General features: G+C 49.8%; 27 protein-coding genes and 1 tRNA gene. 15 read left to right on the forward strand and 13 right to left on the reverse strand.

Features of this window, described 5'->3' with window-relative positions:
- Positions 1-75 precede the first annotated feature (75 nt).
- From mutY to ACJJIM_RS19455, 9 genes are all read left to right on the forward strand, one after another.
- Positions 76-1161, forward strand: coding sequence for an A/G-specific adenine glycosylase (gene mutY / locus ACJJIM_RS19415; RefSeq protein WP_413665899.1), 1086 nt, complete (start codon positions 76-78; stop codon positions 1159-1161).
- A 15-nt stretch (positions 1162-1176) separates the two neighbouring features.
- Positions 1177-1452, forward strand: a complete 276-nt coding sequence (locus ACJJIM_RS19420) for an oxidative damage protection protein (RefSeq protein WP_282930759.1) — start codon at positions 1177-1179, stop codon at positions 1450-1452.
- A gap of 126 nt (positions 1453-1578) precedes the next feature.
- Positions 1579-1654: transfer RNA gene (locus tag ACJJIM_RS19425), tRNA-Phe, on the forward strand.
- Between the two features lie 619 nt (positions 1655-2273).
- Positions 2274-2759, forward strand: coding sequence for a hypothetical protein (locus ACJJIM_RS19430; protein WP_444911771.1), 486 nt, complete (start codon positions 2274-2276; stop codon positions 2757-2759).
- A gap of 17 nt (positions 2760-2776) precedes the next feature.
- A complete protein-coding gene (locus tag ACJJIM_RS19435) occupies positions 2777-3202 on the forward strand; it encodes a hypothetical protein (protein ID WP_444911772.1) in 426 nt (141 codons plus the stop codon).
- Between the two features lie 333 nt (positions 3203-3535).
- Positions 3536-3895, forward strand: coding sequence for a hypothetical protein (locus tag ACJJIM_RS19440; protein ID WP_444911773.1), 360 nt, complete (start codon positions 3536-3538; stop codon positions 3893-3895).
- Between the two features lie 419 nt (positions 3896-4314).
- Positions 4315-4752 (forward strand): DUF1810 domain-containing protein, encoded by a 438-nt coding sequence (locus tag ACJJIM_RS19445; protein ID WP_413663762.1) that lies wholly within the window; start codon positions 4315-4317, stop codon positions 4750-4752.
- A 378-nt stretch (positions 4753-5130) separates the two neighbouring features.
- Positions 5131-5754: a GDSL-type esterase/lipase family protein gene (locus tag ACJJIM_RS19450; protein WP_444911774.1), complete on the forward strand. Its 624-nt coding sequence runs from the start codon at positions 5131-5133 to the stop codon at positions 5752-5754.
- A 172-nt stretch (positions 5755-5926) separates the two neighbouring features.
- Complete coding sequence (locus tag ACJJIM_RS19455; protein ID WP_444911775.1) at positions 5927-6055, forward strand: DUF1810 family protein; 129 nt, start codon at positions 5927-5929, stop codon at positions 6053-6055.
- A gap of 37 nt (positions 6056-6092) precedes the next feature.
- Here the strand turns inward: ACJJIM_RS19455 and ACJJIM_RS19460 are convergent, their stop codons facing one another.
- The 3 genes from ACJJIM_RS19460 to ACJJIM_RS19470 all read right to left on the reverse strand — a co-directional run bounded on the left by ACJJIM_RS19460 (position 6093) and on the right by ACJJIM_RS19470 (position 9700).
- Complete coding sequence (locus ACJJIM_RS19460) at positions 6093-7430, reverse strand: dicarboxylate/amino acid:cation symporter (RefSeq protein ID WP_444911776.1); 1338 nt, start codon at positions 7428-7430, stop codon at positions 6093-6095.
- A gap of 189 nt (positions 7431-7619) precedes the next feature.
- Positions 7620-8711, reverse strand: coding sequence for a YHYH protein (locus ACJJIM_RS19465; protein ID WP_444911777.1), 1092 nt, complete (start codon positions 8709-8711; stop codon positions 7620-7622).
- Positions 8669-9700 (reverse strand): LysR family transcriptional regulator, encoded by a 1032-nt coding sequence (locus ACJJIM_RS19470; protein WP_444911778.1) that lies wholly within the window; start codon positions 9698-9700, stop codon positions 8669-8671. The genes ACJJIM_RS19465 and ACJJIM_RS19470 overlap by 43 nt, the downstream gene beginning before the upstream one ends.
- A gap of 1 nt (position 9701) precedes the next feature.
- Here ACJJIM_RS19470 and ACJJIM_RS19475 point away from each other — a divergent pair, with 1 nt between their 5' ends.
- The 4 genes from ACJJIM_RS19475 (at position 9702) to ACJJIM_RS19490 (ending at position 13605) form a co-directional block, all read left to right on the forward strand.
- Positions 9702-10616 carry a CmcJ/NvfI family oxidoreductase gene (locus ACJJIM_RS19475; protein ID WP_444911779.1) on the forward strand — a complete coding sequence of 305 codons (915 nt, stop codon included), beginning with the start codon at positions 9702-9704 and terminating at the stop codon, positions 10614-10616.
- A 65-nt stretch (positions 10617-10681) separates the two neighbouring features.
- On the forward strand, positions 10682-12013 hold the full coding sequence (locus tag ACJJIM_RS19480; RefSeq protein ID WP_444911780.1) for an aldehyde dehydrogenase family protein: 1332 nt from the start codon (positions 10682-10684) through the stop codon (positions 12011-12013).
- A 34-nt stretch (positions 12014-12047) separates the two neighbouring features.
- Positions 12048-12845: a prolyl hydroxylase family protein gene (locus ACJJIM_RS19485; protein ID WP_444911781.1), complete on the forward strand. Its 798-nt coding sequence runs from the start codon at positions 12048-12050 to the stop codon at positions 12843-12845.
- Positions 12846-12951: 106 nt separating this feature from the next.
- A complete protein-coding gene (locus ACJJIM_RS19490) occupies positions 12952-13605 on the forward strand; it encodes a DUF6058 family natural product biosynthesis protein (protein ID WP_444911782.1) in 654 nt (217 codons plus the stop codon).
- On the opposite strand, the gene ACJJIM_RS19495 is transcribed toward ACJJIM_RS19490, so the two are convergent.
- Positions 13606-14253: an SOS response-associated peptidase family protein gene (locus tag ACJJIM_RS19495; protein ID WP_444911783.1), complete on the reverse strand. Its 648-nt coding sequence runs from the start codon at positions 14251-14253 to the stop codon at positions 13606-13608.
- Positions 14254-14267: 14 nt separating this feature from the next.
- Positions 14268-14516 carry a hypothetical protein gene (locus ACJJIM_RS19500; RefSeq protein WP_444911784.1) on the reverse strand — a complete coding sequence of 83 codons (249 nt, stop codon included), beginning with the start codon at positions 14514-14516 and terminating at the stop codon, positions 14268-14270.
- Between the two features lie 303 nt (positions 14517-14819).
- On the opposite strand from ACJJIM_RS19500, the gene ACJJIM_RS19505 reads away from it, so the two are divergent.
- Positions 14820-15782, forward strand: coding sequence for a right-handed parallel beta-helix repeat-containing protein (locus tag ACJJIM_RS19505; RefSeq protein WP_444911785.1), 963 nt, complete (start codon positions 14820-14822; stop codon positions 15780-15782).
- An 84-nt stretch (positions 15783-15866) separates the two neighbouring features.
- Here the strand turns inward: ACJJIM_RS19505 and map are convergent, their stop codons facing one another.
- Positions 15867-16652, reverse strand: coding sequence for a type I methionyl aminopeptidase (gene map, locus ACJJIM_RS19510; RefSeq protein ID WP_444892341.1), 786 nt, complete (start codon positions 16650-16652; stop codon positions 15867-15869).
- Positions 16645-16851, reverse strand: coding sequence for a ParD-like family protein (locus ACJJIM_RS19515; protein WP_413663773.1), 207 nt, complete (start codon positions 16849-16851; stop codon positions 16645-16647). Before ACJJIM_RS19515 ends, map begins: the two co-directional genes overlap by 8 nt.
- Positions 16852-17002: 151 nt before the next feature.
- Between ACJJIM_RS19515 and ACJJIM_RS19520 the strand changes: the two genes are divergently transcribed.
- On the forward strand, positions 17003-18706 hold the full coding sequence (locus ACJJIM_RS19520; RefSeq protein WP_413663774.1) for a phytoene desaturase family protein: 1704 nt from the start codon (positions 17003-17005) through the stop codon (positions 18704-18706).
- Between the two features lie 43 nt (positions 18707-18749).
- On the opposite strand, the gene ACJJIM_RS19525 is transcribed toward ACJJIM_RS19520, so the two are convergent.
- The 6 genes from ACJJIM_RS19525 to ACJJIM_RS19550 form a co-directional block, all read right to left on the reverse strand.
- Entirely contained in the window at positions 18750-19325 is a 576-nt protein-coding gene (locus ACJJIM_RS19525; RefSeq protein ID WP_413663775.1) for an OmpA family protein, read from the reverse strand.
- Positions 19326-19411: 86 nt separating this feature from the next.
- The gene (locus ACJJIM_RS19530; protein WP_282930693.1) at positions 19412-20059 is read right to left on the reverse strand and encodes an HAD family hydrolase; all 648 of its coding nucleotides are present in this window, start codon (positions 20057-20059) and stop codon (positions 19412-19414) included.
- Positions 20060-20073: 14 nt separating this feature from the next.
- On the reverse strand, positions 20074-20439 hold the full coding sequence (locus ACJJIM_RS19535; protein ID WP_282930692.1) for a hypothetical protein: 366 nt from the start codon (positions 20437-20439) through the stop codon (positions 20074-20076).
- A 43-nt stretch (positions 20440-20482) separates the two neighbouring features.
- Positions 20483-21229: a 16S rRNA (uracil(1498)-N(3))-methyltransferase gene (locus ACJJIM_RS19540; protein ID WP_444911786.1), complete on the reverse strand. Its 747-nt coding sequence runs from the start codon at positions 21227-21229 to the stop codon at positions 20483-20485.
- Between the two features lie 131 nt (positions 21230-21360).
- Positions 21361-24492 carry an efflux RND transporter permease subunit gene (locus tag ACJJIM_RS19545; protein ID WP_444911787.1) on the reverse strand — a complete coding sequence of 1044 codons (3132 nt, stop codon included), beginning with the start codon at positions 24490-24492 and terminating at the stop codon, positions 21361-21363.
- A complete protein-coding gene (locus tag ACJJIM_RS19550; protein WP_444911788.1) occupies positions 24492-25742 on the reverse strand; it encodes an efflux RND transporter periplasmic adaptor subunit in 1251 nt (416 codons plus the stop codon). The genes ACJJIM_RS19545 and ACJJIM_RS19550 overlap by 1 nt, the downstream gene beginning before the upstream one ends.
- Positions 25743-25895: the final 153 nt, after the last annotated feature.

Here is a 25895-nt window from a genome sequence, read left to right on the forward strand (position 1 = left end):
CCGCTAAAGTGCACCGGGGTCCACCCGGTGCACAACTCCAGCGTTCAACCACAGATTCCAGCCCGCAGTATCCCCATGACCCCAAAGCAGTTCCAAAATGCCGTCCTGAAATGGTTCGACAAACACGGGCGCAAAGACCTGCCCTGGCAGCAGGACATCAACCCCTATCGGGTTTGGGTGTCCGAAATCATGCTGCAACAGACCCAGGTCACCACGGTGATTCCCTACTTTGAGCGCTTTATGCAGAGCTTCCCCACCCTGGAAAGCCTCGCCCGCGCGCCTCAGGACAAAGTCCTGGCTCACTGGAGCGGCCTCGGCTACTACGCCCGCGCCCGCAACCTGCACAAGTGCGCCCAGACGGTGCTGGAGGAATACGGCGGGGAGTTTCCCCAGGACGTAGAGGAACTGACCGAATTGAGCGGCATAGGCCGCTCCACCGCTGGCGCTATTGCCAGTATCAGTATGGGACTCAGGGCGCCGATCCTCGATGGCAACGTCAAACGGGTGCTGGCCCGTTTTCACGCAGTGGAGGGCTGGCCCGGACAGACCGCAGTTGCCAATCAACTGTGGCAACTGGCCGAGACTTACACCCCAAACCAACGCGTTAACGACTACACCCAGGTGATGATGGACCTGGGTGCCACCCTGTGCACCCGCTCGAAACCACGCTGCGAGGAGTGCCCGGTAAAAAAATCCTGTGTGGCTCACGCCCAGGGCAATCCACAGGATTTCCCCGGCAAGAAACCGCGCAAGGAAAAGCCGGTGCGCAGTGCCACCCTGCTCTTGCTTGAACACAAAGGTGAAATCTATCTGGAACAGCGTCCGCCCAGCGGTATCTGGGGAGGACTCTGGAGCCCACCTGAAGCCGACAATACCAGCGACTGGCTCAAGGCAAAGCGCTGGCGTGCCAGTGACGTCCAAACCCTGCCGACCCTGCGACACACCTTCACTCACTTTCACCTGGATATTTCCCCGGTGTGGGTACAACTGAGCAAAGTCCCAGCACAGGTGGCGGAGAGCGGCGCTGGCTGGTATAAACTGCGGCGTTTAAACCGCCCTCGTGCGGCCCAGGAACTGGGGCTACCCGCCCCTATCGTCAAGCTGGCAAAACAACTACTGGCGCTGCAGGCTCCCCTGCTCACGCCGACCACTGCCGACTAAAACCAGGAGGAGTCCATGTCCAGAACCGTATTCTGCCGCAAGTACCAAGAGGAATTGGAAGGTCTGGATGCACCGCCCTTTCCCGGCCCCAAAGGCATGGATATCTTCGAGAACGTTTCCAAAAAAGCCTGGCTGGAGTGGATGTCCCACCAGACCATGCTGATTAACGAAAAGCACCTGAACATGATGGAACCCTCAAGCCGCGCCTACTTGAGCGAGCAGATGATGAAGTTCTTGAGCGGCGAGGAATACGACGCAGCCGACGGTTATGTTCCGCCGGAACAGCAGTAACACAAGGCCCTGAAGCTTCCCCGGCAAAGAAAAAAAACTTTTTTATAATCAAGGGGTTGACTCTGACCCGGGGAAGGGCTTTAATACGCGCCTCGCGACGCAGGGGAAGCCCAGCAAGATCGCAAAGCCCGGATAGCTCAGTCGGTAGAGCAGGGGATTGAAAATCCCCGTGTCGGTGGTTCGATTCCGCCTCCGGGCACCATATCCAAAAGCCTCATCCGCAAGGATGGGGCTTTTTTTATGCTTGATTCACAATGAAACTCCAGCTTTCAAATCTAGGGCATACTTATTAATCACCCACCCTTCTGCTACGCTTGCCTGCTTTTCATCCAGCCCTGTTAACCCCACCAATCCCCATTTCACCTTAAAAATTCTTTTTGCTTTTAACTCATTAGGACTAGAAAGCTCACCCCTCGACCCATTTCCCCCACCCTCTTCATGAGTCCTTTCACCCCTTCTACCTCAAAGTGCAGCTTTTTAAGAGATTGCTTTATTTCTTCTCGACCTCATTAATTATTGGATTATGCTTGATGGAAACCCTCCCCTTTTCATCTATTCTGACAATTATTTTTGTTAGTAAGGCCCTACCACGCCTTAGCGCTAAGTGACATCTAACTTAAGGAGCATCTATAATAAGTATTATCTGGGCAAATTAATGTTTAATTATCTCCGCTCTTGAAAATAGAAACTGTGAGAAAATATTACCTATTTTGACCATTAACAATGAATCAATTTTCAACTAGAAAAATATCTGAAGAATAGTAACTTAGCCTTTATACCAACCTCTATATTTCAACAATTAGACGGGATGGATCAGAACAATGACACTCAAAGAAATATTTCTCCTTATATTTGTCACTTCCCCCTCTTTATCTACTGCATGTGCGCCAACCATTCAAAAGAAGATCGCTATTCCCCCACTGTCTCCAGATAAAGAATTTACATACGTATACCCAAAACCTGAAAAAGATTATTTTATTCAGAAAATTGAAAATTCTAGTAATATCGCTATTGTTGAAATCCATGTTGATCATCATTACACCAACCATCCATACGACGCACAAACTGGCTTTATAGTTTTATATGGATGGGGAGATCCACAGCCTAAATTCATTAGCATTCATCGGCAAGGATCAAGCTGTGGAAAACCGGAAAAAATAGAAGCAAACTCAAGATATGTAGCTATCTTTGAGAAAAATAAAAACCCAATACTAATCCCTCTTAAAGAGGCCGAAGAATCTATCAGGTTTCTTGGCAAGCCAGAATATATGCATACATCCGTTGGTCTTTTACCAAGAGAATTGTAACCACAAAAGAATACAACATGAAGAACTATATACTAGTTGGCACAGCCTCTTTAATGCTTATTTTATTCTCATCAATTTACAGCTTTCTATACGGAAAAGAAGGCAATGACAACATCCTCAATGAAGCCCGAGCACTAGCTCAAGAACATGCAACCAATGAATTAAAAAATAACAATTTAACCTTGATGGCAGAAAGCTACATGGAAAGCAAAATAGCGAATATCCCAGGTTTAGATGAAGAAAAATATCTAAACTGCTTATCCACTTTAGTAAGCTTGAAATTTTATAAAGACAATGCTGACTTTGAGCCTAATCTTACAGAACCTGAAAAAATTCAACAATTAAAATACACCCCAGAAAAATCGCGCCACTACGCTGTAACATTCAACGAAGTTAAACTTTCTGCAATAAGGAGGCACCCTGATATTAATTGTATTTTTTAAAGATAAATATCAGCTTAACAGTATTTTGAACCATTTCACTTCCCTTTCCTAATCATCTCAGCCTGTAACTTTTCGGCCAATACCATTTCAATCACAAATATCAAGCGTAAGATAGATATTTAATTGGACCAACACCCTACCTACTGTAGAATGCGCGGCTTTTTGCACCTAAGCAGTGAACCACAAAAAAGTTATAGCTAAGTTTCAGAGGTATATATGCCAGCAGGGAAGCCGAATAAGGGTGTTCATTTTATTTATGGAAGTATCATTGCTCTTATTGTGTTGAGCTTTTGTTTTTTACTCTATAAAAGTGAAAGTAATGGTTCCCTACGGGTGAAAATAGGAAACAATGAGCTGGAACTACAAATTGATGATAACAACCAATCAGTTTCAATTCGAGCCTTACTCGATAAGCTGTTCCAAAATGAGGAAGCAAGTCGTGAATCCAAGGCCCTATTAAAGGAATTTGGTAATTTCTATTTGCCGACCGATCCTGAACTTATTGGAGAGATTGAAAAGCAGCCCGTCAAGTCGCAAGTCTCCCGACGTTTGCGGGAGCTTCTCTATGGGTTAAAGGTCCCATTCGATCGGCAAGCTCACAGCTACTACGATGTTGAAAGCTTGCAGATTATCGACGAAATTAGCGGTCTGGAGTTTAACATCCTGTGTCTAAAGGACTACGAGAAATGTTGATCTATAGACGTGACTCCTTTGAAGAAAGATCCAAAGATGTACTGCTAAGCGTTCCCGCAGGTAATAGTATTCCATCAGGAAGAGCGGCATCCTGTCGCGGCAATGATTTTTTCAGGCGGGAAATTCGTATTTAATACTCAGCGAACAAATTCAATTTCCGTCTTTGTCAGCGGTAGTTTTCCTTGCACTGCTGACACTTCCAATGACATACATCGCCTAATTCAACTTTCCTATGCTGATATGAAGAACCTATTGGGAGATTCTCCTGTGGGAGCCAAGGAGCCCGCCCTTGCTGAGATCATGATGAATATCAATTAATTGGTTGAAGTTCAGCCGTCAGGCAGTTCATCCTCTCGCATTCATCCTTATTACTGCTAACCTTGAGCCTGCTAAGGAATAAGAATAAGGAGATTCAAAGCATGGCCCAACCATTTCACCTTGAGCGTTTTGTGACGGCACAAGAAAGCTCTTATGAAAGTGCCCTGAGTGAGTTGCATAGCGGCCATAAGCGCTCCCACTGGATGTGGTATATATTCCCCCAGATCTCCGGCCTGGGGCACAGCGCGACATCCGAACATTTTGCAATTAAAAACCTGGATGAAGCCCGGGCTTACCTGGAGCACCCTGTGCTCGGCCCCAGACTCAAAGAGTGCTGCAAGGAGTTATTGCAACTGAATAATTACTCCGCTTACCAGATATTTGGCTCACCGGATGATGTAAAACTTAAGTCATCCATGACGCTATTTTCTATCGCTGATCCCAAAGACAAGCTATTTGAAGAGGTGCTGGAAAAATACTATGAAGGACAGAAGGACCTTCGTACTTTCGAGATACTGAAAGTTCCTGTCCAACATTAGTTACCTGCAAGGGTGGGACTTTTTGATCGGAAGGCTGGATGGCAATTATGATCTGAACCATTATATTGGCGTACAAACTGTAGTATCCATACTCACAGAATCTACCACTCTACCCGTATTAAATTGTCCCCACCATTTTAAGCCGAACAGATCAGCACCTCTTTTCCCCCAAAGAAACTGTAAATCTGCTGCCCACCTTAGAACTCTCTCCATTCAATTTCTAATTATTTTTTAACAAGGCTATTCCTACCCCAGCCTTGGACTCTCAACTTTTCGAATTCACAATTTGATATTAATGCATACAACCCGTGACCTAGTCGCTGTCTATAATGGTAACGGCAAATAAAATCCAAAGTTCAGTCAAATCAGTGACTTTCTATGGCACGAAGAGCCCCCAAAAAAATTGTCTTTATTGGCTCCAGTTCTATCTATGGAAAAGGTGATACAGAAATAGGCGGATTTGTTCAACGATTCCGGTTTCGGTTCGAAACTTTAGATCCCCATAATATAGTTTACGCTCTGGGAATATTCGGAGAGAACGCGAACTCTTTAGCCATAAGACTTTCCCAAGAACTGCCTCCAAGAAGGCCACACTTAATCGGGATATATCCTGGTTTCAATGATATTTGCCGCATCGGGGGGCCAAAGGCTGAGAACTCTGTAGCGCTGGACTCTTTCCGTCAAACAGTGCGACAGATATTACAAGCGTCTAAAACCATCGCGCCATCCTTCCTAATGACAGGCATTCCGTTCGATGAGCAACGAACTACCCCCTTTCGGAATAGTGATAGCTATTTCTATCAGGCTGATGCGGACCTTTATAACCAAGCTATGAGAGAATCTGCCACTGCCGAAATAATCCCCATACTGGAGTTTGACAATTTATGGCGAGATCAGGAATTTATTACCCTTCTCTCAGAGGATGGCCTCCATGCAAATCCCAAGGGACATCAATTACTGTATGAACAGACTTGGGATTTTATCTCTAAAAATTACTTTTAGTATTTCTACATGTTTTTCAATCAGATAAATTATAAAAATATAAAGACTGGAACGATATTAAATAATTTATATTTGTTTTTTTATATTGTAAAGATCACCCATACTTTACATATGCCACTTTTTTCTATTTCAAGCTTCCTTTAGATACACTATAAGTAATTAAGATTTTAAGATGCAATCTTCTATGGCCTTATCCGCATTGGTAGAAGAGAGCAGAACTTTATTTGATGCAGTCCTGGAGAAATACTACGAAGGTCAAAAAGACCCTCGTACTCTGGAAATTCTAGTTATGCAGCAATAGAAACCGGGAACCCTCATTTAAGCCATCACTTTAACAGTCAGGCCGTTTGGGCGGCTTCCTCCTCCAGGTTGTCGCTGCCTAACAAGCGGTCCATCACCAGACAGGCTGTCAGATCCCCGGTCACATTGACTGCTGTACGGCACATATCGAGAATCCGATCCACCCCCAGAATCAGTGCAATACCTTCCGGTGGGACACCAATACCGGCCAGAATTGTCGCCAGGATTACGATACCGACGCCCGGCGTACTGGGAGAACCAATTGAGGCGCCAACGGTGGTCACAGTTAGGCCCACTAGCTGCGCAGTTGTCAGGTCAATGCCATATACCTGGGTTAAAAATACCGCAGCGATTACCTGATAGAGCGCCGTGCCATCCATATTCACAGTAGCGCCCAGGGGCACAATAAATTTGGCGATGGATGGTTTTACTCCCAGAGGACTTTCTGCAACTTTCATTGACAGCGGCATTACCGCAGCAGAGCTGGATGTGGAGAATGCCAGCAGCTGCACTCCGCTAATTCTCTGCAAAAATGTGATCGGGCCGACGGAGGTCACCAGGGAAACAATTATCAGGTAAAAGCTGAGAAGAATAAGTAGTCCCAGAATCACGGTGCCCACATACACAGACATTCCCAGAATTGCAGTGAGACCCACGCGAATAGCAATATCTGCCAGGAGGCCAAATACGGCCAGGGGCGCAAACAGCATGGCCCAGCCAACCACTTTAAGTGCGACCTCCTGAATAATGCCAAAAGCGTATACTGCGGTTTCCCGCTGCTTTTGCGGCAACAGCATCACTGCAACACCAATAAAAATCGCGTAGACCACCAGCTGCAACATATTGCGCATGGCGATACTTTCATTGAGGTTGGCGGGAATCAATTCAGCAATACGCTCGGGAAGCGGTTTGGTCTCCATCACCTGGGGGGCGCTCGCAATCTGTAACTCAGTGGCGGCGCTGAGCAGGGACTCATCGATATAGTCGCCGGGTTGGATCAACTGGACCAGGATAATGCCGATAATCACCGCAACAGTGGTAGTGCCGACAAAGTAGGGAGCGATGCGCAGCCCGACCCGTTTAAGCTGACTGACATTCCCGCTGCCACTGAGCCCCAGGATGATTGAAGACATAATCAGCGGTATCACCACCATCTGGATCATATTCAGAAAGATGGAGCCCGGCAGCTTAAACCAGCTGGCCAATGCCGCACTGAGATCCTGGCTCACCAGCGCGGCCCCTTCAGGAGATAGCAGCAGGCCGACAGTTAGCCCGAGGATCATGGCGACCACTATCTGCATCCATAGACGAGTGCGCACCAGCACACCGAGGGATTCCACCATTCGGATCAGATAGAAATTTGTACCATTGCTCATTGTTGGTATTCCGGATTACCTGAAATAGTTAGAGGCATTATGTCCCAGGGCCATTAAGGAAACCTGACGGTCAGATCAAGTCCTGGGCTTTTAAGACAGTTATTCAACGCCATTTATTGATATCAATACCAAAAAGAGCGCTGAGATTCTCTTCGTCTTTCACTATTTGAAGCAACAATTGGGCCTGAGTTAACGCCTGGGTGATCCGGGAGGTCCCCGGTGGGAGAAATCGCACTGGCTTTGATTGCCGGCCAGGGCACAACCTCTCTCCCCTTTTAGGCAATGCAGGATATCGTTTTCTGCAGCGAGGTTGGCGTGGTAGTGGTAGCCCAGGTCTGCAAACTCATGGCCACGACATTCATCCAGGTCACCGGGCTCGCGGCCATCGGCATTCTCCCGCGCATAGATCAGGTAGCCATCTATGGCGACACCGACAATCGCAGCATGACTTGCGGCAGACGGGTAGGCTTGGCTGCAACCCAGGGCAGCGTGGTAGTGATAGCCCACATGGGGGTTTACATGACCACCGCAGGCATCCACTGGCGCTAAGGTATGTGCACCTAAAATTGCACCGATGGGCGCGGCGATATCAAATTTAACCCCATTAAAAGCAACCCCATAGCCGGAAAAACCATCGGGATTCTGCTTTGACTTGGCCTTGGCCTTGGCCTTGGCAGGCTGTACGGGGATCAGGTAGCGGGTATGAAAATCCGGGCCCATATAGCTGGCCAGGCACTCCACGCAGTAATTGTTGTATTGCGGTGCCACATCAGGCCGCGCGGCCATCTCGCAAGCCTGCTTCGAATCGGTAACCTTTATCGCCCCAGTTTTAGGATCATATAGGCTCCATTTTGGATCAGAGAAAAAGGTCGCAGCATTTTTAACGAAAGGTCCATCAATCGGCACTATCTGCTGCTTGATAAACATCATGCCGCCAGACGTAATTGGGTCGACAACATTGCGTGGACACCAAGGCCCCATTTTATGCTTGGGCTCTGCCTTTACCACGATCATCCAGCATTGGGTCTTGCGCCCCTCAGAGAGGGTGCAATCCACTTTTTTTATTTCCTCAACCAGTGCGTCTTTGGCAAATAAGTGGGGGATACCCATTTGCTCGGTAAAATCGGTATGAGCGTAAACAGAAGCGCTCAAAAATATCAGCAGAAAAAATGCTACACGCATGGCGACCACTACCGGAACACTTGGAATGCTCAAGTTTAGCAGCGCTACCTCTCTTACTAACTGCTGGGAAATTGTTGTGCCAATAGGGTGCGAATCCACTTGTGCAATGGGTCCTGACTGCTGCGAGTATGCCAGGCGGCAATCACATCAAACCCCGGGGGCTGTTCGACAATAGGCAGTGTTTTTAGTCGGGGATCAGGCAACAGTCGCGAGGGCAAAAAGGCAACGGTATTGGTAGAGGCAATGCACTCGGCTGCGGCGGCAAAAGAGGGGACAGACAGCACCACATTGCGCTCCAAACCAAACTGCTCAAACCAACTATCCGCCATGCCCCGCAGATCTCCCCTGGAAGGTGATACCACCAGCTGTGGCAAAGCCGCCAACTCTTCCATTTCCAAAGGCTGATTGGCGCTGTGCAGCATATCGGTGTGCTGGCAGCATACACAGACGTAGTGCTCTCGATACAACAACATGCTGGGGCTGTTATCCGGCACAAATCCCGGCGTGCTAAACACGAGATCCACTTCACCGGTTTGCAGTTGCTGGGCCATGCGATCAATCTCCAACTTAAGCACCACGACTTTTATATCTGGAGCCTGCTGACGTAGTTGCTTGAGGAGAACCGGCAGTACCACCCGCTGCTCAAAGTCCGTTGCACTGATGGTAAAGATGCCCCGATGCTGTGCCGGATCAAATTCATCCGTACGCAGCAGCGCCGCGACATTGTTCAGGATCTCATCCAATTTGGGGGCCAGGCGCTCGGCCAGGGGGGTGGGAATAACACCGTTACTGGTGCGAATAAAAAGCCGGTCATCAAAGATTTCCCGCAGGCGTTTCAATTGTTCACTGACTGTTTGCTGGCTCACACCCAGTTGGTCAGCCACCCGGGATAAGTTCAGTTCCCGCAAGATAGCGTTCATTAAGCGAAGTTGACGTAACTCCAGCCTCTCCAGTGGGTTCGCCCGATGATTTCTGCTCAAACCTGTATCACTCACAACTGTTACTTGGTTTTCATTGTATCCACGTAACCCTAGCATTGTGAGTAGATTGGCCCGTATGGCATCCACTTCGGTGGGGGGAGAGTTCACTATGCAAACCGCAGCCCGATCCTCCTTTCAGGATCAATTAGTTACCGCGATTATTCACTACGCTGATCCCAGTAGCGATCTGGTGTACGACAAGCGTTCAGAGGGCCCCGGGCCCGCCAATCTGGTCGAGAATGTTATTTCCCAGCAGGTTCACATCTACGATGGTCGCGCCCTGAAAACCGCCGGGGAGCGTTTTCGTCTCGATACCCAGGGATTTGAGCTTGTACGCCCTATGCTCGGCATAAACCTGCGCCAGCTGGATGATGCGCTACACGCGCTGGACCAACCCTCAGGGAGTAGCCCCAGCCCTGAGGAGCGCGACCAGTTGATTCGCACCCAATGGTATCCAGCTATTGAATCCTGGATAGGCGCTCACCTGGGTGCAGCAAAGGTACTGACCTTTGACCACACGTTGCGAGCCCAACCATCGACTGATGCGACACCGGAGCTGAGCCGCAGTCGCCGATCCCCTGTGAAATTGGTGCACAACGACTACACACCCTGGTCCGCAGAGCGCCAGCTAAAGGAAACCCTGGAGGCCCGGGGGTACAAGCCATCAGATTATCCGCGCTACCAATTTATTAATCTCTGGCTACCCCTATTGCGCCCGGTGCAGGAGTCACCGTTGGCAATGGTGGACCTGCGCACTGTCGCCGCCAGTGATTTCCACAATATGCGATTAATTTACCCAGAGCGAAAAGGGCAGATTTCGGTGTTGAGTTTCAACCCGGTTCACCGCTGGATTTGGTTTAGCGATATGCAGCCCGGCGAAGGCATTTTACTGCGGGTCTTCGATAGCCAGCATCGAGGCGATGTAACCGGTGTTCCCCACTGCGCTTTCGACCTACCGGGAAGTGCAGGGGCACCACGCAGAACCAGCCTGGAAATTCGCACTATTGCCCTGTTTGACCAATAACACCAACGCTTTAAAGAAAACACCCGGCCACTCAATAAAGTGGCCGGATTGAGTGAGACCTCATTATGGAAAATATACTTCGATCGATTGATCCACTAACCGGAGAGGCCATCGGATCGCTACCTGTCAGCAAGCCCCAAGATATTCAGGACATGGTGGAGAAAGCCCACAAAGCGCAGCGAGTGTGGTCGAGTAAATCTCTTCAGGAGCGGGTACAACTACTTCAGCAGGCGTACACAAAACTGGATGCGGAAGAGGGAGAGCTGGCACAACTTATCAGCCGCGAAATGGGCAAAGATGCCCGGCGTGCACAGTATGAAGCCGGCGGCGTAGTCCAAGGCGGTGCCTGGTTAGCGGGGGATGCCGGAGAAGCCCTGCGGGCAAAACGCAGTGGCGGCAGCGAAATTCAATATCGGCCACTGGGCGTTGTTGCGGTTATCTCCCCCTGGAACTATCCACTGGCCATGGCCAATAACCTGATTGTTCCCGCCCTGGTCGCCGGCAACGCTGTGATTTTAAAACCTTCAGAAGAATCGCCATTGGTCGCTGACTTATTGGTGAAAACACTCAATCAAACCCTGCCTCAGGACATTTTACAAATTGCTCACGGCGATGGCGCAACCGGTGAAGCCCTGGTGAAATCCCCCATCAATATGGTCGCCTTTACCGGGTCGCGAATAACGGGCCAGAAAATTATGGCCAATGCCGCTCCGGCATTGAAACGCCTGGTTATGGAGTTGGGTGGCAATGACCCGATGATCGTGTTGCAGAGCGCCAATATTCCCCAGGCGGCACAATTTGCCGTTGGCTCCAGTTTTGAGAATTCTGGCCAGATGTGCACCTCCACAGAGCGTATTTATGTGGACGAAAAAATTGCCGATAAATTCGAAAATGCCGTGGTGGCATTGGCGAAGCAATATCGTGTCGGCGGGTGGCAGGAGCCACAGGTGGATATCGGCCCCTTGGTTAATCACCGCCAACACCAAAAGGTGGTGGAGCATATCCACGATGCCCTGAATAAAGGCGCAAAGCTTCTTTTAGGGGAGCGCGATCCACAGGTGCCGTTTATTCCGCCCACAGTTATCAGCGGTATTCGACCGGGCATGCTGGTGGAAGATGATGAGACTTTTGGGCCTATCGTAGCCATCGACCGCTTTAGCTCAGTAGACGATGTGGTCGAGCGGGCCAATAACTCTGTTTACGGTCTCGGTGCGGTTGTGTTTGGTGAAAGCAAACAGGCCGAGCAAGTCGCCAGCCAGCTGCAAGCGGGAATGATTGGCATCAACCAGGGCGCCGGCGGCTCACCTTGGGTGGGCGCCAAGCAAAGTGGCTTTGGCTTCCACGGCGGAGCTGAAGGGCACCGGCAGTTTGCCCAAATTACCGTTTTAAACCGCTAAGTCTTTTAAAAGTTTTTCTATAGAAGTACAGCAGATGTCCACGACTGAAAGTATTGATACTGTCACCCACTTGGATGACTTCTTTGTTATCGCCCGCGAACCCGGAGCAGAACACCCGGCTCTACCCACCTGGGCTACACGCAGTAAAAACCCGGCGGCGCTGGCCGAGCAAGCACCGCAACCGGTTTCACGACGAGATATCGCCGAGGTACCCGGAGCCTTCCAATTGCTCAATGTCTTTTCAAAAGACGAATGCCAACGGCTGATTGATATCACTGAAGCGGTGGGTTATTTACCGGATGCAGCCGTCTCCCTGCCCCGGGAGGTCCGCCATAACGACAACCTGACCTGGGTGGTTGACGAGGTTACAGAGCGGCAGATCTGGCAGCGATGCCGAGACCTGGCGCAGGACTTAAATGGTAACTTTGGTGGAAGAGAGGCTGTCGGCATCAATCGGCGTTTCCGCTTTTATCGCTATGGTGAAGGAGATTTCTTCCAGTTCCACACCGATGGCGCCTGGCCCGGTAGCCGCATTGACAACAACCAGTTGATCACCAATGGCTACCCCGATCGCTATAGTGAAATGACGTTTTTAGTACTGCTGAGTGAAGATTTTGCAGGTGGTGCAACCCGATTCAGGGTGAATGCAGACGCCCCCCTAAAACAACCCAGTCGGGACTCTTTATTAGACATCGATGTCCGCACACCTGCCGGAGCCATACTGTGCTTCCCCCATGGAATGCATCCCTTACACAGGATTCACAGCTCTACTCCAATCACCCGAGGAATCAAATATATTATTAGAACGGATATTCTCTTCCTGCAGGAATAAATTCTCCAAGACCTGTTAAAAGGGAAAAGATGCTTCGGCTCACATCGAAGTATTAAGTGCTCCAGGCGCTAGAATTTCATTCGATTTCTACCTTGGAGCACATTCAGTGAAATTGCTTAATTATCTGGATAAACACTTCCTAACCAAAGAACAGCTTATTCAGGCTACTCAAATCAGCGAACTACAATTGCAGCGCTACCAGGATGAGGGTGTTATGCCAAAGCCCTCTTATAAGCTTAATATTCAATGGGAGTGTGAATCCTTTTTTGGACCCCACTCCGAAAAACAGGCAGTTGAGTACTTTGCAAAAGGCTACGCCAGCTGGATTGGTATCATAGAGGCTAAGCAAGACTTTAACTCTATTTACCAGTGCTTTGGTGATCGATATATGGCTAAAATAGCTCAATTGCAAAATTTAAGATACGAATCCAGCAACCCAAAATTTTCATCCGGAATTTCTCAACATATCGAAGAGGAATGGCAACACTTTATTGAGGGGACTTATGGATTATGTACTCGCAGTGGCCTGCCAGAAGATATAGCAGCAAAGGAGCTGGCTAGCACAGAAATCAATGCACTTCTTGCTCAAGATAATTTAAACCAAAAACAAATACATCGGCTTAATCGCTTTGTAGATCTTCTAGATGAAACCAGCGCATATTTTGCGCCTCACGAAAGAAGTATAAGTTCAAGGCAGAAGCTAATTGATACGCTGCGCAGGAAATATAATTTAGATTGCTCTGTATCAAAAAGTAAATAATTATCCAATTACGGGGATAGGATCATCGATATACTCAGTCGAAGTTGCCCGCAGCAAAGGGTGGGCTGTCAATATTTTCCCCGAGTACTCAATGGATGGTTTTAAGAAAGGGCTAAAATCTTCTGTCACCCCCGAACAATTTAACCAGGACGCTACAAAATCTGGGCGATTGGGCGCAATCATGGGAAGTGACTTTTCATGGTAGCGCTTAGTGGCTGGGTGGGAGTCCAAAGTAATGATTGAGCAACTGAGTAAATTTCCCCAGATTTTATACAAACCACAAAAGAAAAAAGGCTCACCATAACTGAATTCCACCGGGTGCTTGCCACCTTGGCTTTCCACCCAGGCTGTAGCGGGAATTAAGCAGCGGGACTTGCGATATTCCGGCCTGGAGTCCAGTTTTTTCCAATTACTGTTAATGGACCAGTATTTTTTATGGGGCCGCCAAGTATCACCATGCCTCTCAAGGTAGAGATGCCAAATGGCATTTTCTATTTCAGCAGCACCATTCCGTGTAGTTACAATAGACACCTGCTGGGTGGGCCTCCGGCGTCTACCGTAAATCATATGTCCGGCACCCCGAATACCATAGGTATCGAGAAAGCGCTCCATACCCGCATGATCACTGACATCAAAGACACTACACATCCAGAGCCTCCCACTTATCCCGCTGAACTGGTTTTTTCAGTATATTCGGACAGCCACCTTAAATTACTCTCGATCCCTCTCATCTGGCACAAGGTTAACTCCAATTCCTTGCGCAAATCCACTCCCACAGCAACAGAAAACCGACGTACGTACTTTTCATAGTTCAAAATACTAATCGCGTACATAGGGCGATTGTCATAACTGGACCTATAGCGGCAGATACGAATCGGTTCACTATCAAAAACTATAAATCTGGGGCGCATAATTAAACACCTACAATACTGTACAAAAATACAGTATATCTTCATTTGACGTGAACCTGTCAAGGAAACAGAAGACTGACGTCACTGTCACCATTACACGAACGCAATACTTTCCTTAGGAATTCGACATAAATAATTGGCGCGCCAGCCACCAAACAAAAAAATAAACAAATCTAAAATTCTGATATAAAAAAGAAAATAGATTCCAATTATATATTACAAAAGTGGAATTAATTCCTATAAATTCGCAATTGGAACATAACGAATGTCATAGGAATACTCTCCACTTAAAAGGTACACATAATGAAAATACGTAACATTTACGCAACAGTTTTATTTTCAGGATTATTGAGTCCATTTTCTGTTTGGGCTATTGACTGTGGAGATATTATTACAACACCAACCACTCTGGATAGGGATTTGCTCTGTGTGATAACGGAACAAAATGAAGTCGCTTTAACCATAGAGGGTCCTAGTGGAAGCCTGAATATGGACGGCTTTCAGCTTACCTGTGATGATGAAGAGGCAACGGGGCAGGCCGGAATACTGTTAACTGGTATTGGAGCCCAGGTATATGGTGGGATCATTGCGGCCTGTCGAGACGGGGTCAATGCGGAAGGGGAAGGCTCACACAGTATTTATTCTATGGAAATCATTGATACGATATTCGATGCCATCTACATAGAATCCAATAACAGTATTGCCAGGGAAAATATTATCACCAACAGCGATCGCGGCGATGGCATAGAATTAAATGGTAACACTAATACCGTAACTCGAAATACCATAACGGGTATTGATAACTCGGGCATTGAATTAAGAGGATCCTTTAACAATATTAGTTTTAATGAGATAAGTGGAAGTGGCAATCAGGGAATCGAAGTAAATGGGCAATTTACCAATGTCTTCTCTAATATAGTGACCAACGGATTAAATGATGGTATTGCCGTAGGGGAAGGAGATGAATCTGACAATGCTGATTTTTCTACCATCTCACTAAATAACGTCTCAGGAAATTCTGGTTTAGGTATTCCGATTAGGCTTTCCTCAAATACTCTAGTAACTCAAAATACCGTAGAGAGTAATGGCGAAGGAGGTATCGGTATCTTTGTTGAGGGTAGTGAATTTAACAAGATTGTTCGAAATACCTCTCTCAATAACTCACCTTACGATTTGGAAGATGATACCGATCCGGGCGATTGCAGCGGCACCAATACTTGGGTCTTTAACACGTTTACCGCAGCAGAACCTGCATGCCTGGATTAAAATATCTATTGAAAACAGTGGGTAGCGAAAATATAAAGTGTCTCACTACCCATTGCTATCTACCTAACAATCACTAATTGGCCGCTATTTAATCTTAGAAGATCTCTCTTCATCCCTAAGCGTTAACACTTCATAGCCGTCACCGGTTACCAAAATCGTATGCTCCCATTGAGCCGATAGCTTTTTATCCTTAGTTACTACAGTCCAGCCATCTTTCTTAAGTTTAGTTTTACGATTTCCCTGATTGATCATGGGCTCAATGGTAAATGTCATTCCCTCCTGCAAAACTTCACCGGAACCAGGCCGCCCAAAGTGAAGAACCTGCGGGGCCTCGTGCATTTCCCGGCCAATACCATGACCACAATATTCCCGTACGACACTGAATCCGTTGCGCTCGGTATGGCGCTGGATTGCATTGCCGATATCACCAAAAGTAACTCCCGGCTTTACCGTGGCAATACCGGCCCACATAGCTTCATAGCAGGTGGTTACCAGTTTTCTGGCAATAGGGGTCACGGTACCGATGCTATACATTTTGCTGGAATCCGCAATATAGCCAGATTTCTCCAGGGTAATATCCACATTGATGATATCTCCCTCCCGCAGTAGCTGCTTATCGCTCGGCATGCCGTGACAGACTACTTCATTGACTGAGGTGTTCAGGGCGTAGGGATAATCATATTGCCCCTTGCTGGCGGGGCGGGCATTGAGTTCATTGACAATAAATTCTTCTACCCGCTCATTAATTTGCATTGTCGAGACCCCCGGTTCAATAAAGGAGTCCAGCATGGCAAATACACGGCTCAACAATTGACCCGATTGGCGCATTAACTCCTGCTCATCCGGAGTCTTTATTTTTATTTCACTCACGTGTCAGCTCTTCCAGGGTTAATGCCTGATTGCGCAACAACTTCTTACACAAGTCGCTGTAGCTTAATTCCGGGTTCAGCTCCGCCAGCATCCCAATCTTGATCCAGTACTCCGCCTGGGAATTAATTGAACGGGCCATCACCGTACTGGCCTTGCGAATCTCATCGTGTAGCTCATCGGATATCTTGACGATGCCCATAACTATTACCTTGATATGCTTTATATACAAATTGTATACGCGATATATAAAGGTGCACAATAGATATACAGAATATTAATATGCAACTTATTGCATAGCTCGATAGGGGGCGCTATGGTTGAGGAATAAAAACAATAGTGGCGAGGCCATCATGACAGAGACCCCTGAGAAGAAGCGCAGTGCCCCAAAACCAAGCCGGCTGCGTATTGGTCGGCGCTATCGCCCGAGCCGCCTAGAAGGCAATTACGACGCCATTATCATTGGCTCAGGCATTGGCGGTCTGACTTGTGCTGCGATGCTCAGTGCCATGGGCAAGAAAGCCCTTGTCCTTGAGCAACACTACACTGCCGGGGGATACACCCACGCCTATGACCGCAATGGTTATGAGTGGGATGTCGGCGTCCACTATATCGGCGATGTGGGCGAACACCCCACCATGACCCGCAAGATCTTCGACTTTATTTCCAATAACCAGTTGCACTGGGCGCCAATGGACAGCACCTATGACCGCATCTGTATTGGCGATAAACAATACGACCTGAAAGCCGGCCGCCAGCAATTTATCGATGAGTTGGTCAGCCACTTCCCCGATGAGCGCGCGAATATCGAGGAGTACCTGCAGCGGCTGAATGTGGTTGCCAAAGCCATGCAGCGACTGGCAATGGAAAAAATGCTGCCCTCCTGGTGTGGACCTTTTATTCGCCTGTGGAGAAAACTGCGCGAACCCGCCTGGCTCAATAAAACCACCCGCGAAGTTCTCAGTGGAATCACCAGCAATGAAAAGCTGATCTCTGTGCTGACAGGGCAGTGGGGTGATAATGGCATGACCCCATCCGAGGGCAGCTTTATTATTCACGCCCTGATCGCCAAACATTATCTCTATGGCGGTTACTATCCTGTCGGCGGCGCCAGCAAAATCTCCGAAACGATTATTCCCCAAATCCAGGCCAGTGGTGGAGATGTATTTACCTATGCCAAGGTGGAAACCATCCTGATGAATGGAGATCAGGTTCGCGGTGTAAGAATGTCTGACGGACATGAAATCGAAGCGCCATTAGTTGTCTCCGGCGCAGGGGTATTTAATACCTTCGAGAAGCTGTTACCGCGCAGTACCAGTGAGCGCATGGGATATATCCGCGACCTGGACACCGTCAACCGCTCCATGTCTCACCTGTGTCTGTATATTGGCTTGGAGAAAACAGCGGAAGAATTAAACCTGCCCAAGACCAATTACTGGATCTATTCCAGCGATCAGTACGAAGAGGATATGCAGGCCTTTATCGACGATCAGGATAAGGAAATACCGCTAGTCTATATTTCGTTCCCGTCTGCGAAAGACCCCACCTTTACTCAGCGCTACCCGGGCCGCGCCACTATCGAAATTGTGGCACCAGCCAACTACGATTGGTTTGCCCAGTGGCACGACAAGCCTTGGGGCAAGCGGGGAGATGATTACGAGGACCTGAAGGAGGCATTTAGCCAGCGCCTGCTGGAGCATTTGTATAAGCATATGCCGCAGTTGCGTGGGGAAATCGATTACTACGAGCTTTCAACCCCGTTATCCACGGATTATTTCTGCTTCTACCCACGGGGAGAGATCTACGGACTGGATCACGATCCCAACCGCTTTGAGCAATCCTGGCTGAGACCCAAAAGCCGGGTCAAAGGGCTCTACCTTACAGGGCAGGATGTGATGAGCTGCGGCGTAGCCGGTGCGATGATCTCCGGTATGCTCACAGCGCAGAGTATTATTGGATTGCGTCAAACCGGAAAGTTGATGAAGAAAATATTTTCCAACCAAGCCCCAAAGGCGCCGGTAAATTCCAGTGAGGAACTGGGTAATGCCTCTAGCTGAGACACTATCCTAAGCTAGCTCTTCACCTGCAAGCTGTTCGGGGTTAGCGCCTCGGCAGTTTGCTGGGAACACGATCAAAATTTAGTACCCGGATCATCAGGCGGCGGTTCTCCCGCTTGCCTTTCTCTGTCTCATTATCCGCAATCGGATCAGTATCGCCGTAGCCCTGGGCTTCCATACGGTCAGCGGAGACGCCCCGCTCTATCAGGAAATGCTTTACCCAATCCGCTCTGCGCTGGGACAGGCTGAGATTCTTCCTCGCATCGCCGCCACTGTCTGTATGCCCCTCAATGGAAATTCGCATCTCTGAAAAATCGCGCATGATCACCAGCAAGGCTTCCAGATCGGCAATGGTTTCTATGCGGGGGGCAAAACCACCGGGATCGAACTCCAGGCGCAGGCGGAACGTGTCTCCGATGGAGCGATTATTTCCCCGTAAAAACCTCACCAGCTCATCGGCAAAGGGGGCCGCTTCTCGGGCAGTCTTCTCACTGTCACCTGACTGTATTCCATCGACAGGCTCGAGCGTATATTTCTTTGGGGATTCGGACTGGTCACAGCCCACCAGAGTAAAGGCCAATAAGAATAGGCAATTGGCAGACAAGAATTTACCCGCCATAGGTACAGCTTCCGGTTTCTCGACGTCAAATTCAGTGTAGAACAGCAAAAGCGCTGATCAACCGGAAGCCCCGGCCGCTGTGGCCATTAAATAAAGTTGAGAACTGCCATCATATCTGTGACTACCCGGGCACCCTGCTGTTCCAGCTGGGGGCCCCGCACTGGGTGAGCGCTGTAGCCAACCACGCGCATACCTGCAGAGACGGCCGCAGAGACACCGGCAATGGAGTCCTCCACCACTAGACAGCGCTCCGGTGCCACCCCCATGGCATCTGCCGCGTGCAGGAACAGCTCTGGCCAGGGCTTGCCCCGGGATACATCGTCGGCACTGAAAATACGCCCGTCGAAATAATCGTACAAGCCGGTCTTATTCAGTGTCAGCTGCATTTTCTGGTGAGAGCCCGAGGAGGCCACGCAGCTGCGCAGACCCAGCTGTTGCAGTTGGTCGAGCAGGCCTTCAATACCCACAACCGGCTGTAATTCCTGCTGGAAAGCCTCGCGGATACGCCGCTCCGTATTGCCAAAATAATTATCCGGTAGTGGTCCGCCAAAGCGCTTCTCGATTTCCACCAAGCAGTCCCTGGCCGGGCGACCGCTGAATTGCTCGTCCAGTTCCTCGGCGGTGGTCTGCAAGCCCAGGCGATTCATTTCTTCTGCCAATATGCGACAGACGATGCTCTCGCTGTCTACCAGCACACCATCACAGTCAAAAATAATTAAATCGGTAGAAGACATGGGAACCTACATCGTTAACGCGCAGAGAGCAGCATCAGGCCGAGGATGACACCGATGACGCCGCTAATACGCAGGAAATTTTCATTGCCACGGGAAATTTTAACCGCTAATTCTTTGCCCCGCTCAAAACCAATTTGCAGCATATAGGCACCACTCAATAGCACCAGTACGCCGAGGGCATTGAACAAAATATACCAGTGGCGAGTGTCTGCAATTAGTAACAGGATCAGGCCAATAATAATTCGCGCCCAGGCGGAGAGGGCATATCCGGTTTCGTTAAGCCGTTCGCTGAGGCTTTGTGCCAGTTTCGGCTTGGCAATAATCGCCAGTGATAACACAACGATGACAATGCCCAACAACCAGATAAATGCTTTTATCATGCTCTTCTCTCCCTGAATACTCTCGAGTCCATTCCTTCAGCGACTACAAGTCACCCCATTGAAATTGCAATACCGACAATGCTGCTATCGGCGCTGTCTCAGTGCGCATCACCCTTGGTCCCAAGCGCAGAGGCATAAAATCCTGCGCCAGTGCCGCATCGATTTCCACCTGCGATAGCCCGCCTTCTGGACCTACCAGTAGCAGGGCGGACTCCGGTGTACCGCGCTCCGCCTGCCATTGGCGCAAATCCAGCTCGGTGCGGTGATGCAATACCAACTTGGCTTGGGGCTCAGCTTCAGCAGATTCACTCTGTAAATACTGCGCCAGCTTTATCGGTTCGGCAATCTCCGGCACCCGGTTGCGCTCACACTGCTCACAGGCACTGATAGCAATCTGGCGCCAGTGACCCAGTTTTTTCTGTAAGCGGTCCCCGGACAGCTTCACTTCACAACGTTCGGTAAACAGCGGCTGTATCGCCGCCACTCCCAGCTCAGTGGCTTTCTGAATCACCCAATCGAAGCGATCGCCACGAGAAATACCGATCGCCAGGGTCAGTGCCAACGGTGACTGGCGATCCCCTGCGCAGTACTCTCCCGTGCGTGCGCGCGCTCGTTTGCCGGTCTCGATCAACTCCGCCGTATACTCACCACCATTGCCGTCAAAAAGAACTAAAGGGTGGCCCGCATTCAAGCGAAGTACTTTTACCAGGTGACGGGAAGCCAGCTCATCCAGGTCTACTTCTTGATCGGAAGCCAGAGGCTGCTTGGAAAAAATACGCGGGATGCGCATGGGAGAATCCTATTCAAACACCATAAAAAAGCCGACAGGAATGTCGGCATTTTGCTGGCAGTTAGTTTAGGCATTTATACCCCAAAGGCGCAATGGTGAAGGCGATCCACCACTGCGCCTGAATACCTGCGCTACACAGTCTCCAATGAGACCGGGGTATCGTCTTCTACTGCAACTTTGTGCTTCGGGCGTAACTTCTCAATAACTTTGTACAGGTTGGGAACCAAGATCAAAGTCACTGCCGTTGCAAACAGTACACCGAATGCCAGGCTGATCACCATCGGGATCAGGAACTGGGCCTGGATTGAACGTTCGAACATAATCGGTACCAGACCGATAAAGGTAGTAATCGAGGTCAGGATAATCGGGCGGAAACGATCCCGGCCCGCGTGTACTACCGCATCCATCACCGCCATACCCTGAGCGCGCAGCTGATTAATACGATCCATCAATACCAGGTTGTCGTTCACAACCACGCCCGCCGCTGCGAGGAAGCCGAGCATCGACATAATGCTGATGTTGTGTCCCATCAACAGGTGGCCAACTAAAGCACCGAAGAACCCAAACGGCACAGCAGTAAGGATCAGCAGCGGCTGAGAGTAGGAGCGGAAAGCAATCGCCAGCAGCGCATAAATGCCGAACAGGGACAATACGAAGAAGGCCAGGATAGCACCGTTAAACTCTTCCTCTTCCTGCATTTCCCCAGCGGTTCTCAGGGAGAAACCGGGGAACTGGCGCTCCAGCTCAGGTACCAGGGTCTCGCGCATATCCTTAAGGATATCCTGCGCGCTGGAAGTATTCGGCGTTATTTCGGCAAATACCCGCACGGTGCGCTCGCGATCGTTGCGGCGAATCGTGGTATAGCCCGGCACGTAAACTGCCTCGGCCACCGCTGAGAAGGGTACTTCCCCATCGTTGGTACGAATACGGATGCGGTCCATCTGCTCTTCGCTGGCGCGCTCCTCCATGGGGTAGCGAACCATTACGCGAACATCCTCACGACCACGTGGGATACGTTGAACCTCCTCACCGTAGAAACCCTGACGAACCTGCCTGGCCACGTCTGCCAAGTTAATACCCATCGTAGTGGCATAGGGTTTCAGCTGGATCTCAATATCGCGACGGGCACTGGTCAGGTTATCCCGCACATCGTAGACACCGACATAACTATCCAGTTTTTCCTTAACCAAATCAGCAGCAGCGCGCAGTTCACCCATATCCCCTGAGGCAGTGCTCAGGTTCAGGCTCATACCATTACTGCTATTGTTGATGCTCGCATCAATATTCATGTCCTCGACGCTAGCCGGCAGCTCGCCAATCAATTCGCGCCAGCGCAACGCTAGAGACTCGGAGGTGACATCGCGCATCTCTCCATCGGTAAGCTGCAAGGTTACATAAATATTGCCACGCCAATTGAAAACCAGGGAGTTTTGCAAGAAAGACTCACCCTTGTTCTGCTCCAGCATTCCCTCATCGGTTTCCAACTTATCAGCGGCAGTGAGTACCTGCTCCATTACCCGTTCAGCTTCACTGAAGGGTTCACCTGAGGCCATAGAAATTCGCAATTGCAATAAATCAGAGGGGACCTGGGGTGAGAATGAAGAGCCCACATAACCACTCTGGAAAACAGCGATCGACAAACCCAGTGCCAACATAAAGCTCATCACTGTGGTGCGGCTATTGCTAAGGGACTTTTCCAGCAAAGGTAGGTAGTACTTATCTCCGGCCGTCTTCATCGCACCGGCAAAACTTCTACGTACGTTTTGTAATTTAATTCCCAAAGTCGATTTGGCAGGTTTCTCTGGCTTCATGCCCACCAAGTGAGCCGGCAGGATCAACAGGGATTCCACCAGGGAGAAGACCAGACACAGCAGTACCACCACCGGCAAGGCCAGCATCATCTGTGCAGTAATGCCGGGTAGAAACAGCATGGGGATAAAGAACACCATGGTGGAGGTCACGGCGAAAATTACCGGGGAAGCTACCTGCTTCACCCCTTGCTCAGCTGCAGCTAAGCCAGATTCACCTCTATCGTGGGCAGCATGCACTGCCTCCCCCACAATGATGGCATCGTCCACCACAATCCCGAGTATTAACAGGAAGGCGAACAGTGACAGCATATTTAGGCTGACGCCGGTCACCGGCAACAGCCAGAAAGCACCCAGGAAAGCGACAACAATGCCCACGGTTACCCACATGGCCAGTGCCGGGCGCAGGAACAGCATCAGCATGACAAACACCATGGCAAAACCGCTCAGGGCATTGGTAGTCAGCAGATTCATGCGGCCTTCAAATGCCTTGGAGAAGTCGAACCAGACATCCAGTTCCATGCCCGGAGGCAATTGCTCGCGAGTCTCTTCCAGGAAATCTTTGATTCGCTCTGCAGTTTTCACCACATCCAGGGGCTCGCCCTGAATAATGCGGAGGTTCATGGCAGGATTGCCATTAAAGCGGATGACGTTGTTATATTCCTCAAAGCCATCGCGCACTGTCGCTACATCGCGCAGCAACAATACAGAGCCATCGGCACGGCTAACTACGGGGATACGCTCGAAGTCTTCAGCGGTATAGGCCTGGCCACGAGTTTGCACCTGAATATCACCGCGATCCGAGCGCACCATACCGGCAGGCAAATCCAGGGAGGAGCGGCGCACCGCGTCGGCAACCTGGTTAAAGCTCAGGTTGTAACGGCGTAAATCCAGCTCGGAAACTTCAATGGATAACTCGTCTGGTCGATCACCCCAAACATCAACTCTGCGCACACCGGAAATCAGGTTGAGCTTATCGCGCAAATCCAGGGTGGTTTCCTTGAGCTGACGCTCAGAAACTGGCCCACCGATGGCGATCATCATTAACTCAGCGTTGGCTTCAATCAAGCGAATAACGGGACGCTCAATACCGTCGGGAAAGGTGTTGATACTATCCACCTGAACCTTAATATCGTTGAGCAATCGCAGCTCGTCGTAGCCATCCATCGCCTGGATTTCAATAGAGGCACTACCCCGTCGGGAAGCAGAATTTACCTCCTTAATACCCTTTACTTCGGAGATAGCCTCCTCAACCCGAACGGTTACCTGCTGCTCCACCTCTGCCGGACCGGCGCCGGGGTAAGAGATATTAACCTCTACAATCCCCAGCTGCAGCGTGGGAAACACCTCCCGGTCGATACTCATAAGGCCAAAGATTCCGCCGATGATTATCATAATCATCAGCAGGTTTGCGGCTTTGCTATTGCGCGCAAACCACGGGATGATTCCGCTCATCACTTGCCTCCCTGGGAAGCATTGCTAACACCACCGGCATCACCAGCAGCGGATACTGTAGAGGGATCTGCTGAATCCTCAGGAAGACTCCCCAGGCCCGCTGGCCGCTCATTGAGGGGGTTAGCGGTAAGTACCATACCCTCACGGGAGTAGCCCAAGCTTGAAACAATCACTCGGTCACCCATAGCAATATCCCCGCGGAGCCAGATTCTGTCACCGATGGTTTGTAACAGCTCAACAGTTTTGTAGATCAGCTGGCTCTCGTCATTCAGCACCAACAAGTGATCTCCTTCATGTAGTGCCTGACGGGGCAGCTCCACAACATCATCAAAGGTTCTACCGGCAATATCCGCCTCAACAAACAGGCCATTCATCAGCGGTACATCCCCTTCATAGGGCTTCTGCACCTGGGCAACAGCAAAAATAAAGCGGCTGTTGGGATCAATACTCGCTTCGGTTCGTACCAATTGCGCACGCCACTCGTGTTCACGTCCAGCTACAACAGCTTTCAGACGCACAGCGGGGCCATTCTCAATAGTTTTACCCAGGGGAAGATCGAGCAACGCCAGTTGCTGGTCGGTCAGAGGGAGGCGGACTTCAGCGATACCGGTGCTGTGAATTTTTGCCAGAGGGGTGCCGGGGGTAATGTACTGTCCCAGGTCGACAAAAGTCTCAACTACACGACCTGCAAAGGGGGCTTTGAGTGATGTGCGCTCCAAATCCAGCTTGGCCTGGTCGCGGTCAGCTCTCGCGGCTTCCACTGCAGCCTGGGCAGCTTCGAGATGGGGTTTGCGCAGGAACAGGGCATTGGCCGCTTCAGATCCCAGGTCACGCCACTCGCGCTTAGCTTGCTTGGCATGGCCCTGCTCCTGAGCCAGGGCGGACTTGGCATTTGCCAGTTGCGATTCTGCGCGAGTGACCTGGTAGCGATAGTCTGCTTGCTCAAGCTGTAATAAACGGGCGTCTTTATTGAAGAAGCCACCGGGAACAAATGCCTCATCCACGCTTTCGATCACACCGCCAACTCGCGCGATCACATCGATTTCATGGCGGGCATGAACGGTTCCCTGGCTGGGTACCAATAGTGTCTGGCGACGGGGTTCTATATAGAGAACATCGGCCATTGGCGGTACCACCACCTCTGGCGGTTTTTCCTCCGGCTTCGGCTTCAATACAACCACCGCAGCAATAACAGCCACCCCGACTAACAATACAATGAATAACAGCTTGTTTTTACTCGAGACTTTCACAGGTACCCTCTACCCCGTTCCCTGACCTGAATTGGTCAAATTTTAGTTAGTACGCATTCTACTGGAGTTCGACGCACATAAGAGGCAATTTGGATGCAGACTGCCGCACAACTTTGTGTCCTGCCGCAAACCTTCCTCGCTGCGCTCGGGTAA

The sequence above is a fragment of the Microbulbifer maximicatervae (SeqCode) genome (assembly GCF_052467615.1).

Excerpts from the sequence above, each read along its gene's own strand:
- mutY (WP_413665899.1), top strand. The coding sequence starts at position 76 with ATGACCCCAAAGCAGTTCCAAAATGCCGTCCTGAAATGGTTCGACAAA.
- ACJJIM_RS19420 (WP_282930759.1), top strand. The coding sequence starts at position 1,177 with ATGTCCAGAACCGTATTCTGCCGCAAGTACCAAGAGGAATTGGAAGGT.
- ACJJIM_RS19430 (WP_444911771.1), top strand. The coding sequence starts at position 2,274 with ATGACACTCAAAGAAATATTTCTCCTTATATTTGTCACTTCCCCCTCT.
- ACJJIM_RS19435 (WP_444911772.1), top strand. The coding sequence starts at position 2,777 with ATGAAGAACTATATACTAGTTGGCACAGCCTCTTTAATGCTTATTTTA.
- ACJJIM_RS19445 (WP_413663762.1), top strand. The coding sequence starts at position 4,315 with ATGGCCCAACCATTTCACCTTGAGCGTTTTGTGACGGCACAAGAAAGC.
- ACJJIM_RS19450 (WP_444911774.1), top strand. The coding sequence starts at position 5,131 with ATGGCACGAAGAGCCCCCAAAAAAATTGTCTTTATTGGCTCCAGTTCT.
- ACJJIM_RS19455 (WP_444911775.1), top strand. The coding sequence starts at position 5,927 with ATGCAATCTTCTATGGCCTTATCCGCATTGGTAGAAGAGAGCAGAACT.
- ACJJIM_RS19460 (WP_444911776.1), bottom strand. The coding sequence starts at position 7,430 with ATGAGCAATGGTACAAATTTCTATCTGATCCGAATGGTGGAATCCCTC.
- ACJJIM_RS19475 (WP_444911779.1), top strand. The coding sequence starts at position 9,702 with ATGCAAACCGCAGCCCGATCCTCCTTTCAGGATCAATTAGTTACCGCG.
- ACJJIM_RS19480 (WP_444911780.1), top strand. The coding sequence starts at position 10,682 with ATGGAAAATATACTTCGATCGATTGATCCACTAACCGGAGAGGCCATC.
- ACJJIM_RS19485 (WP_444911781.1), top strand. The coding sequence starts at position 12,048 with ATGTCCACGACTGAAAGTATTGATACTGTCACCCACTTGGATGACTTC.
- ACJJIM_RS19495 (WP_444911783.1), bottom strand. The coding sequence starts at position 14,253 with ATGTGTAGTGTCTTTGATGTCAGTGATCATGCGGGTATGGAGCGCTTT.
- ACJJIM_RS19500 (WP_444911784.1), bottom strand. The coding sequence starts at position 14,516 with ATGCGCCCCAGATTTATAGTTTTTGATAGTGAACCGATTCGTATCTGC.
- ACJJIM_RS19505 (WP_444911785.1), top strand. The coding sequence starts at position 14,820 with ATGAAAATACGTAACATTTACGCAACAGTTTTATTTTCAGGATTATTG.
- ACJJIM_RS19515 (WP_413663773.1), bottom strand. The coding sequence starts at position 16,851 with ATGGGCATCGTCAAGATATCCGATGAGCTACACGATGAGATTCGCAAG.
- ACJJIM_RS19520 (WP_413663774.1), top strand. The coding sequence starts at position 17,003 with ATGACAGAGACCCCTGAGAAGAAGCGCAGTGCCCCAAAACCAAGCCGG.
- ACJJIM_RS19525 (WP_413663775.1), bottom strand. The coding sequence starts at position 19,325 with ATGGCGGGTAAATTCTTGTCTGCCAATTGCCTATTCTTATTGGCCTTT.
- ACJJIM_RS19530 (WP_282930693.1), bottom strand. The coding sequence starts at position 20,059 with ATGTCTTCTACCGATTTAATTATTTTTGACTGTGATGGTGTGCTGGTA.
- ACJJIM_RS19535 (WP_282930692.1), bottom strand. The coding sequence starts at position 20,439 with ATGATAAAAGCATTTATCTGGTTGTTGGGCATTGTCATCGTTGTGTTA.
- ACJJIM_RS19540 (WP_444911786.1), bottom strand. The coding sequence starts at position 21,229 with ATGCGCATCCCGCGTATTTTTTCCAAGCAGCCTCTGGCTTCCGATCAA.
- ACJJIM_RS19545 (WP_444911787.1), bottom strand. The coding sequence starts at position 24,492 with ATGAGCGGAATCATCCCGTGGTTTGCGCGCAATAGCAAAGCCGCAAAC.